Origin of the sequence: Paenochrobactrum gallinarii (assembly GCF_014205685.1) — a bacterium.
GTDB classification, from domain to species: domain Bacteria; phylum Pseudomonadota; class Alphaproteobacteria; order Rhizobiales; family Rhizobiaceae; genus Paenochrobactrum; species Paenochrobactrum gallinarii.
On record NZ_JACIIU010000013.1, the window covers coordinates 78,171 to 89,667 of the forward strand.

At 46.5% G+C, this 11,497-nt stretch carries 7 protein-coding genes; all 7 read right to left on the reverse strand.

The features are described from left to right. Nucleotides 1-18 precede the first annotated feature (18 nt). Nucleotides 19-1,467, reverse strand: coding sequence for a xylulokinase (xylB, locus tag FHS77_RS12115; protein WP_184223723.1), 1,449 nt, complete (start codon nt 1,465-1,467; stop codon nt 19-21). A gap of 132 nt (nt 1,468-1,599) precedes the next feature. Further along, on the reverse strand, nt 1,600-2,157 hold the full coding sequence (locus tag FHS77_RS12120; RefSeq protein ID WP_184223725.1) for a biotin transporter BioY: 558 nt from the start codon (nt 2,155-2,157) through the stop codon (nt 1,600-1,602). A gap of 10 nt (nt 2,158-2,167) precedes the next feature. Further along, on the reverse strand, nt 2,168-2,797 hold the full coding sequence (locus FHS77_RS12125; RefSeq protein WP_246431312.1) for an energy-coupling factor transporter transmembrane component T: 630 nt from the start codon (nt 2,795-2,797) through the stop codon (nt 2,168-2,170). After that, nucleotides 2,794-3,471 (reverse strand): energy-coupling factor ABC transporter ATP-binding protein, encoded by a 678-nt coding sequence (locus FHS77_RS12130; RefSeq protein ID WP_184223727.1) that lies wholly within the window; start codon nt 3,469-3,471, stop codon nt 2,794-2,796. The genes FHS77_RS12125 and FHS77_RS12130 overlap by 4 nt, the downstream gene beginning before the upstream one ends. A gap of 81 nt (nt 3,472-3,552) precedes the next feature. Then, nucleotides 3,553-5,358, reverse strand: a complete 1,806-nt coding sequence (locus FHS77_RS12135; RefSeq protein ID WP_210307123.1) for a 7TM diverse intracellular signaling domain-containing protein — start codon at nt 5,356-5,358, stop codon at nt 3,553-3,555. 74 nt (nt 5,359-5,432) lie between these two features. Next, a complete protein-coding gene (locus FHS77_RS12140) occupies nt 5,433-6,125 on the reverse strand; it encodes a response regulator transcription factor (protein WP_184223729.1) in 693 nt (230 codons plus the stop codon). 124 nt (nt 6,126-6,249) lie between these two features. Beyond that, entirely contained in the window at nt 6,250-9,681 is a 3,432-nt protein-coding gene (locus FHS77_RS12145; protein ID WP_246431313.1) for an autotransporter family protein, read from the reverse strand. Nucleotides 9,682-11,497 lie beyond the last annotated feature (1,816 nt).

Sequence of the window (11,497 nt, forward strand, 5' to 3'; positions counted from 1 at the left end):
TTTTCCTGCCCATGGCACTCAAATCTGTTTAAGTGCAGGATATATTGATCGATAATTATGATAGGCATCTTCATATGCAGCGCGTAAATTCTTAACGGGCTCAATGATATGCCCGATAGCAGGTGGTGTGCAAACTGCAACCGGATTAAGCTTATGCGTTGCAATCATGCCTAATCTTGCTGCACCAAATGCGGCGCCATAATCGCCATCTTTAGGCACCTCAACGGGAATATTTAAAATCGTCGCAATTGATGTCAGCCAATATTGTGAGCGCGAGCCCCCGCCGATTGCAATCGCACTTTCGATCCGTGTTCCGGCCGCAAGCAAAGCTTCAAAATTATCACGAAAAGCAAAAGCCACCCCCTCAAGAATAGCCTGTGTTAAGTCTGCGCGACTATTTCCATGGGCAAGCCCTACGAAACTTCCACGCACCAAAGCATCGTTGTGGGGTGTCCGTTCACCAGCCAAATAAGGGAGAAACCGCACAAGACCAGGTGTCTTTAAGGCGTTGCCCAATTCCGCGGTCAAATCCGCAGCCTTCTTCTCATTAATTTTTGCAAACCAATTTAAAGAATCCGCTGCCGACAAAATAACACCCATCTGATGCCATGTATCTGGCAATACATGGCAAAAACTGTGCACTGCACTATCAGCATTGGGGCGATAAGTATCATTGGCCGTAAATAGCACACCCGATGTTCCGAGTGAAATAAATGTACGATTGGCGCTAACTGTACCAACACCACAAGCAGACACAGCATTATCACCACCGCCGCCAGCGATAATGATGCCTGATGGCAGCCCCAGTAATTCAGCAATTTCTGATCGTAACCTTCCGGCCTGATCTGTTCCTTCCACCAAATCCGGCATTTGCTCAACGCGCATTTCAGTCTTATCAAGAAGCTCTGGTGACCATCTCCGTTCGGCCGTGTTAAGCCAGGATGTACCCGAAGCGTCCGACATGTCTGATATATATTCGCCAGACAACCAAAGCCTCAAATAATCTTTGGGCAAAAGCACTTTCCGAACACGTGCAAATATTTCCGGCTCATTTTCTTTTACCCAAACCAATTTGGGCGCTGTAAAGCCAGGAAAAACTATATTGCCTGTCAGTTTGCGAAATTGTGTATCGGCATCCAATCGAGCCGCCTGTATATAAGTTCGCGTATCATTCCATAAAATAGCCGGTCTTAAAACTTCATCTCCGGAGCCCAGCAAGACCGCGCCGTGCATCTGTCCTGACAGGCCAATTCCTTGTACCATAGACAGATCGCGGGCATGCGTTTTTTTGAGAACTGCAAGCGCTGCCACCACGGCCTCGCACCAATCTTGCGGGTTTTGCTCCGACCATCCGGCCTTCGGGCGTGAAATCGAAAGTTCTGCCGTCGCAGAAGCGATCACTGACTGATCTTCACGCATCAGCAATGCTTTAATCGCTGAAGTTCCCATATCAAGGCCAAGATACATGAAAAGCACTTTCTTTATATATGGCGAAGCCAGCGATAACTGCGACTTCTGATGAACCCGATCAAGGGAGTGTAATGAGAAGTTTAACGCCTCAAAATTATTGTTTCAAACACCCAGATTACAAAATTTCATTTAGACGACCAACCGGCGTCCAAAATTTTGGAATATGAATTGTCCCACATAAGCAGCAACTGCTGCCTTAATCAGATCACCTGGCACAAACAAAAGATCGCCAATCAATGCATCCCTTACAGAAAGCCCCAAATAAATAACCAGCCATACAACCCCAAAAACATGGTCAATCAACACACCAACTGTTGCAGCTAGCATCAATCCTGCAAAAATCGGCCAACCTGCTTTTGTTCCTTGCGTCACTTTACCGGCAATCCAGCCGGTTAAAAAAGCGCTAGGTAAAAAGCCTACCAAATATCCTGCTGTCGGGCTAAAGAAAACCGCCAGTCCACCGCGCCCACCTGCCAAAACAGGCAGACCGACCGCAACGAGTGTCAGAAGCAAAAGTACGGAAAGACTACCGCCACGCGCGCCCAAAACCACTCCGGCCAGCAATACACCCAAGCTCTGTGCATGGATCGGCACCGGAATGAATGTCAGCATAATGGGCGGAATAAGCCCCAAGACAACTATAATCGCAGTAAAAAGAGCAATCATAACCAGTGACTTAGTCTGCATTTTAAATCCCTTATAGCTTTTCCTGAGGCCCGCGAATATTGCGCGCATCAATGGCATTAGCAATCTCTTCTGCGCTTTGCAAAGTACCGATAACCATCGGCACTATAATAGTTGAAAGACGCAGTTTTAACCCGCGCGCACGATGCGCTTCTGCGACGGCTCGATATCGAGCTTGTACATCCGGTACAAAACGAATGACAAGCCCGATCGCCAAGCCGATATCCCGCGCATTGACCAGACCTGTTTTCTCCAACGGGCGGGCAAAATTCGTAATTGTATCAATAAATTGACCAATGCTGGTGGTGACAGTCACCATTGTTGCAAACAAGCTTAAACTAGCAAGACGCAGCAAAGTAATAAGTGCCGCCTCCATGCTTATTGCAAATGCTGTCCATATAACGACTACTGCAATGGTGAGCAAAAGCACCCATGTGCACAGCCATTGTTTGAGTGCGGAAGGACACATAACCAATGCACCAACAAAAACAATGCCGGACATGGCACCCAAAATGAGAAGTGAGTGCGTTGAAAAAAGCGCGATGCTGAGTACAAATAAGGTGCAGAGTTTAAACGCTGGGCGAACACTGTATAAAAATCCGGTTTCGCCACCGGTCGTCACAGGACGCGAACCCATAGTCATTGGGCAATCTCAAGATATTTTTCAATTGCTTTAGCCGCGCAATCATCGGCAGCAATCTTACCCTGATGAAATAAGATAACGCGCTCAAATCCATCAAGCAGAGACAAATCATGGGTTATAACAATAATATTTTCAGGCAGGTCTGCAATTGCACGCTCAACCATATTCCGATTTTTCAAATCCAGCTGGTTGGTCGGCTCATCCAAAATCACAATATCCGGTTTGGTCACAAGAACAGAAGACAAAGCCGCAAGCTGCACCTCACCGCCCGATAATTCATGAGCGCGGCGTTCAGCCAGATGTTCAATCCCCACACGTTTTAAAACATTATCGACAGCTTTCTCTGTCTCAACCTTGCTAAGACCACGCGCTTTTAACCCAAGCGCAATATCGTCTTTTATCAGTGGAAGCACAATTTGATTGGCCGGATTTTGAAAAACATAGCCAACGCATCCGCGTACTTTTTCCGCTTCTTTGCGTGTATCAAAACCATTGGTCGTAACGCTTCCCTGATCGGGAAGAACCAGACCATTAATCATACGTGAGAAAGTGCTTTTCCCCGAACCGTTAAGGCCGATAATGCCAATGCGTCTTTCCGTCAGGTGCAAAGATAAAGGCGCAAGCACTTCTCTATCTGCAAAACGTGCCGATGCCTGATGAAAAGAAATGTCCAATTTTATTCCAACTTCAAATATTCTGGAGTTTTAAAAATCTATATACGAAGCTTGCTATATTTGAAAATGGTTCAGCACGTTTTAATGCTGCAAATCATCGCCCGCAAATTTGATCCGCGCTTTGAGCAAGGTTTTTCCGGGTTCCGATGTAATCGTCAAATTGCCTTCCAAGCGTGCAATACGTGTCGTCATGCTGCGAATGCCGACACTCAACCCCGATTGCAACACTGCCTCGACATCAAAACCAACGCCATCATCTTCAATTTCCAGTGTCAGATTTGTTTTATCATTTAAAATAAGGCGAATAAAAACATTCTCAGCGTGACTGTGGCGCACAACATTGGTCAGCCCCTCCTCAACCAAACGTGTCAGCACCAAACATTGCATCGCATTGGGGCGTGTAACCCATTCATCTGGTAACAGCCAGTCGCTTTGAATATTATAATGGTCAAACAGCGTCGTAAACCGGTGACGTAACGGTGCAATCCATTCTTTTGGCGTAACTGGTGTTTCCACTCCTTCGCTGGAGCTTGAATCAATGGTCTGACGCAGATCATCACGCAATAATTTCAGCATCGACAGGACACGATCCCGCTGCAGCGCTTGCGGGCTTTGTTCCACGGTTGCCATAATATGCAACAGCGAGCCACCCAAACTGTCATGCAGATCGTGCGCAAGCTGCAAACGATCCTGCAAACGAGAGTTGATAAGCGCCAAACCATATTGTTGTTTTAGCGTTGCAGCGAGTTCGGTTTGCGCATTTGTGACCGCTTCCTGCAAGTCCACGTTAAAGCGTTCGACACGACGAGCGTTTCTTGCATGCCGAACCCCCATAATGCCCGCCAGACATAGTGTAATCGCAATATTCGCATAAGGCATGATCGTCGTTGAGCTGGCTATTAATCTGCTAATGACCAAGTAATCATGCACACTGAAAACCAACAAAGCCAGCAGACAAAGCCCCAGCAAAACATGCTCCGGATTACGTGTGCGCCAAGCACGCACCGGCATTGCAGTACAGTTGGCCGCAAATACGAACGTGCTTATAGAAACAACAATTGCATGTGTTGTGATGGCATAAGCAAAAGGTGTGATGACCATCACCAAGACCAGTAAGGCCGTGAGCAACCATAAAGCGCGCTCTATGCGCGGTAATTTCCACCCGCTCAAACGCCAGCTGAAAATGCAAAAACAGGATATTGAAAGCAGAAGCGCGATTAAACAAACGGAAACCGCCATAGCGCTGCTTGCAAAAGGCCAGGGGCTGGTTGCCAAAATATTGGCTGCAAAAACAATCCAGCATAACGTTGACAAAGCATACCAACCATAAGCCGTTTCATTACGATGCGCGACCCAAAGGGTCAGAAAAAACAGACCTAAAACAGCTGAAACGATCAAATTAATGGTAAAAATCGTACGGTTTCGCCACCATAATTCATCGTAAATCTGCTGCATTGCAGATGTTGTGCCGACAAAAACCCTTCCAAGTCCTAATTGCTGCCCCGGCATACTAACCACATGGATACGAATGGAATTTATCCCGTCGCGCAATTGCGGCTCAGATAAACGCAACATACGCGGCATATTCCAGCTGCGCGACATCGGCTCCACGAGGCTGGCATCACGCCAGAGTAATTCATCGTTCAGATAGATTTCACCCGCCAGTACAATAGATTCTGTAACCAGTGCCACCGGCGGTGTTTGGCCATGCGTGCAATCACGCTGCCAATCAATCCGGTACCATATGCCATTATAAGCAACTTGCTCATCAACGACATGTTCTTCAGTAAAATGGTTCCAGCCAACATCCGGCAGTGTCACATTTTTCCATGTGCCTTTGACGGGATATTCGCCGTTTGCAAGTGCGGGTGCGGCCTGCACAGCCACGATGTCTACCGGACATGTCTCATCCGCAAATGCGTTTGTGCATATAAAAAAGCTGATAATGAGAACAAGCCATCTCACGCGAGCAATCCACGTTGTCGCGCAGCATTAACCGCACGGGTACGCGATGAAACAGCCAATTTACGGTAAATATTTTTAACGTGACACTCAACAGTGTAGCGGGAAATAGAAAGCTTTTCGGCAATGTCCCGATTCCCCATTCCCTCTGCTACAAGCCGTAAAATCTGGTGCTCGCGCGGGCTGAGTTTTTCAGCCTCAGCTTCATTTCCATCCAGAGGGCTGTCATTTTCGTCGCTGGCAAACTCACTGATAATGCGACGCGCCAGCAAAGGATCAATCGGTGCACCGCCACGCAAAACACTACGCAGTGCAAGGGCAACTTCCAGATCATCGCGCTCTTTTAAAACATAACCAGTAGCCCCAGCGCGTAAGGCGGCCAAAATGGCTTCTTGTGTTGACCATGCAGAAATAACCAAAATAGGCACAGCCGGATTTTGTTCGTGTATCTGCCGGATCAGATCAATGCCGCTGCCGTCAGGCAAGCCAAGATCAACCAAGGCCAGCCCCGCAAGCTGATCGGCTAAACATTGCTGCCCCTCTGCCACCGAATTTGCCACCACCAGAGCATCCGCTTGATAGCCTAATTGCAGCAACAGATTTTGCAGCCGCTGACTGACAACCTTATCGTCCTCAACAATCAATACCGGAGCAGGCAGAATAAGATCAATAGCCAGTTCGCTAATGGGCATAGTGTATCCGTTCTACGGTCATTTAATTAGCTGCTCTGGCATGGAACCATTATAAGCTCAATGCCATATTTTCAGATGCGCAGATTATTCATGTAAACGCCGCCTTTTGACAATCAGGCAATTTTCAGAATTTTACACTCAAATTCGCATTCACACCATTTTGCTTAACACCGGAACCGAACTGCCCCTGATAGGTTAAGCCTAGCAAGGTGTTTGGCCTCAGCTTCAAATCAAAACCTGCTTCGATCAGGGCCGTATCACGTCCGACTGACGAACCTAAAGATGTAAAAGCGTTGGAACCGCCAACAAAGCTCGCTGTAATGCTTGGCATGACATCGCCATAAGCATGGCGCCAGCCCAGATCGGCACGGGCAAGGGCTGAAATATCACCAACTGTCAAATCGGTAGCAACACGTATCCCGATGGTTGATTGTGTACTATTTAACGAGCCGGAGCGAACTGCAAGAGCAGCACCATGCGTGCCTTTTTCGTCAAATCCGTCAGTATGCACGCGCATATAAGCAAGATTTACATAAGGCTCGACTATAGAGCTTTGACTTACATTCAATTTATACCCTACTTCACCAAAGAGTTGGAAAGTACCAGCATTATAATCAGCCGAAAGCTTGTCGTTGAAACCAGCAAAAGCAATGGAGCGGCTCATGTCGACATTATGCCATGAATAGGCAAGTCCTGATCGCACGCCCAATGCTCCGCCTGAAACAGCCCACTCAGCCCCTGCATAAGCACCAAGCGTATAATTATCGCTGGAGCCTGAAGCGCTTCGCTTTCTGACTTTGAAACTGGAATGGCTGTAGCCAGCCAAAACGCCCAGGCGCCAATGTTCATAAACGCCAGTATCAATACCTGTGGTAAAACCACCAAGGCTGGATGTGGTACGCGCCGCATTGCTATTGCCGGACTGACGACTCCAGTTTCCAAAAGCTGATGCCCATGCGGCTGTATTAGTGAAATGACTCTGACTCACCGTTTCTGGTGCTATTGCATGAATGGCACTTGCTGATGCGACTGTTTTGCTAACCGGCACATAATTCAGTACCGCCACATCCGCAGCAGGTGTTCCGCCAAAAGCCTGTTGCAAACGGCTATTGACCGAAGCGCGCGTTGCCGCACCGGAATTAGCCAAAACTCCGATGGCTGAGGCATAGGCTTCGCCTGACAGTTGTGGCAGAGCTGCACGAATGGCTGAACCATCAGCCGCAGAAAAGTCCAAAGCGGTCATCAGATCATGCAGACCTGAGATGCCCTGATGAGCGGCGGCATCAATCGCCAGACCAACACCATAACCATTTTTATTATCCGCATATCGGGAATAGGCACCATCTTGACGGTTTAGAGTTATTGTATAGCTCAGCTGACCATTATCAGTCACCGATGCACTCAGCGTTGGTGAGGAAAGCGCGGTTGAGACCTCCGTAAAGCCGCCATTGATAGCGCTCGCCTGAAGCCACTTATCTGAAGTGAGGCTGAAACCATCATGATAAAAGCCGCGATCCGGTGCAAAAGCTATTGCGCCGTCGATATCCGCATCACCATTGATAATAAGGCTGCTGATCGTATTTTTATCGTTGAAGGCCAGTTGCAACTTGCCGTCTTCGGTCTGATAATAATTGCCATTAACAGTGATAGCATCACCAACTAGTGACGTATAAAGCGTGCCCTGATTGCTGAAACCACGCCCTTGAGCGATTGTATATTCACCACGGCCAGCCAGTGTTGCCCCCACTCCGACAGTCACATCATAAAGATCGTGATCTCCGGTCAGAACGGATGTCCCGCCCAACATTTGAAGCGATATATTGCTGCCCGCAATATTATCAGCATAGCTGATTGTAAAATCATCGTCTGATTTATGGGTAGCCCGCCCTTGAGCATCCGCTTCCAAGCCAAAACGAAGCTTAGTTAAACGCAGATTATGATTGTCATCAAACTTCTCATAGTCTGAAATGACATCACCGAAAATGCCTGCGCCCTGCATAATATTGATCTCTTCAACATATGCATTTTCAGACATAAAAATTGCAGCTTTTTGTCCGGCCACACGTCCGGTCACATCAAAGCTAGAAACCAATGCCCCGTTCAATTCCTGATAAATCGCATTATATTTGTCAGACAATGACGGCTCAATATCCAGTATATAAGAGCCGCGATAGCCCGTGCCATCACCACGCGCATTATGGCCAAAATCAAAGCTGACTGCGATGCCGTTTTCACCCAGCGCCTGCACATCACCGCGATGGGTTAAAGTGTGATCTTTACCATAGGCGAACATGATACCGCGGCCATTCGCACCATCGGCATAGACCAGCACATCCGGTGCAATAATCAGATTATTACCTTCGCCATCAACACGAATACCGCCACCACCAGCGCCCGCAGTCAGCAAATCTGCGCTCTGAGTAATGTTGTTATGGCTGCCATACACATGCAATCCCAGCCCCAAAGTAGCCGTATTATAGCTATTAGCTATATAGTCCGTGCCGTCAGCATTGCGTGCGAAATACGGGTTGTCATTGATGATAGTCTGACCATTGCCATAAACCGAATGACCGTAAAAATTACGCCGGTCAATTGTATAGCCAATATCTTGCAACGCCGCCATTTCGGCTTCCATCAGCGTATTATAGTTGCGATAAAACTGATGGCTCATCAAGCCGTTTTTCAGCTCAATATGGCTAAAAAAGGGTGCATCATAAGAACCGTAATCCGTGCCAATACGCATTGGCAGCCCTTTCATTGCGCCGTTCATTACCTCGCTCACATGCGCGCCGGTGAAATAGGCCTGATCCATACGAACATCAAAGGCATCTTCAACCGATGGAACCGCACAACCATTGCAATATATAAATTGACCTGACTTTGCAGGGTTGTCGTTATCATCACGCAAATGCGCGCTCCAACGATCAAAACCACCGACGAACTGTGCAATCGGATAACTATTATAACTACCAATGATCATCGCATTTGATGCAATACCAAGGGCATGGCCGATTTCATGGATCGTCACTGTACTTAAAGATGTCTCATCGGTCAGCGTTATATGAGATGGCGCATATGGAGTTTGCGCCCAGTCCTTTGTCCCAACCTTGTTTGCAACCATAATAAAACCATGCGCACCATATTTCAGGTTCGTATAATACTGGTTGGTCAATGCCGCTTGTACTGTCGTTGGAGAGCCATCCATTTGACTTGCATTCGGGCTGGAAGCAGCAGCCGCAAACACACCATTGACAGCACCGACATTAAGTATGGCAGGGCTCTTCCCTGGTACGAGCTTAATAATTTCCGCCCAATATTGGGTCGCATCGATAATCTGCTTTTTATATAAGTCATTGAGATTCCAGGCTGCATCTGTACCATCTGCAAAGAAACCATCGCCAACATCAAAAAAGCGTAACGTAATAAAAGAATTACCTTGGTTGTCATGAACTTGATAAGGGGTAATCGCCGCAGCAGGATTAACCATTGCTCCAAAAAGCAAACCAGTCGTCAGACAAGTTGACATGGTAAGGACAGCGATCAATCTGGATGTCATTATATTCCCCTCAGGCATTCATATACACATCTATTCAGGCGTCTGAATGCACACGCATTTCTTGCCGTTATTTTAGCATATGAAACCAACCCCTCATGCAAGACTATCCCTGAAAACTGGTAATTACAAAATAAAAGCGCAGCAGAATTTTCATTTGCTGCGCTAAATATTCAATTTTAGAAGTCTTATTGAACAATCAGTGAGTTACAGGCTGCACAATAGTCAGAGATATTTGAGCCCATACCAGCTGAAATGTCTTTTATTGAAAATACTTGTATGACGACATAGCTATTTTACCGGCAACTCCTTCAGCTTCTGCTAGAAGATGACAGCTTTATCAGATGACCGTTTTCAGCATAATATTTAATAACCCCATCTAATCAGGCGCCGAATTGTAAACCTGATCGCTTTATTCATCCGCAAATGAAACGGACGACAAAAGTGGCATTGCAAAAAGAGAAACTGCGAGAACTGTCAAGACTTAATCTTCATGTTAAACTATATTTTTCATGAATTTTAACATTGTTACTCAGAATTTTTCTTCTTTATTGCGATTTTGAAAAACTTAGCAACCATAAACTTATATAACGCATGCAACGCGAATGTAGTTGCAACTTATAGAAGTGTAAAACGAACAGATTGAGGCGCTGCACCTGAGCATTATCGCTCTTTTAACAGCAAATACTTTCATGTCTAGACTATATATACCTAGGCTCAGGACATGAAGGTGTGCGCACATCGATCATAGCGGGTATGGATGCGTCGCCAGTCTTTGAGCTTTCCAAACATATTTTAGATCCGATATGGAAAAATTATTATTATTGTGCGGATTAGTATTATCCTCACACGGCTGCTCAACTTCTAGCAGTGGGGGTGCACCAACACCTTCCGGTAAGGTTATGCAGGAAGTAAAATGCAGCATCTCCGCAAACAGTTGTTTCAAAAAAGCAAACGCGATATGTAAGGGGTCATATCAGGCTATAGATAGTTCAAGCAATTCAGGTGGCATTATTGCAGATGTAATGTCCGGCCCTGTTACGTGGTGTCGAATGTCTTTCCTGTGTGGTAAAAGCGATGGGAGAATGCCTTCATTCCCATTTAGAGGACAGCCATACAATCCTCCACCTATTGTTACGACACAATCTAAAACTACCACATGTAATACGTATGGAAATAGCGTGACCTGTAATAGCGACTAGTTATCTTTTGGCGACCGTGTTTGATAGGAGCGGGAATGTTTTGTCGGTAGATGTAAGGCCGCAAGTTGGTATATGGAACTAGCCTTCCCTCCCCTAAAAAGGCGGATCAGACCAAGAAAATCAAACGGTTCTGTTGCCAAGATTTTGAGTTTTGCAACAGAACCGTCTGAGGTTCCTCATAAACCCTGTCCTTGTGGGCAGCCCGCCAGCGACATACCTCCGATCCTTCGCTCTGTCGGGCGACATTCATTATTACCGAGGCTCAATTTAACTGTCGCAGCTCAAACTAGGAATAATGATAAAGACACATTTGTGGGTGTCCGGGAGAAACCAGATTGTATTCAACTGACTTCATTTAGCGGAAATGAATTTGATTTGGATATCGCAACTGGGAGTGTCACATTTTCGGAGTTTCATAAGTAGAGAATTCAAATTTATCGAACCTATCTTGTTAATTTTCATGCGGAAGTGAACTGGGGCGGTCGCAGCTGGATATAATGTAGAAAAGCTTACGAAATCAATTTGACCTGGGCCCCAATGCTCCTCCATTTTTCAGTAGAGTCTTAGGTTATACTATTGGCCTTAAGCGGCCCGTTTTTCTAGAGCCATTTTTATTG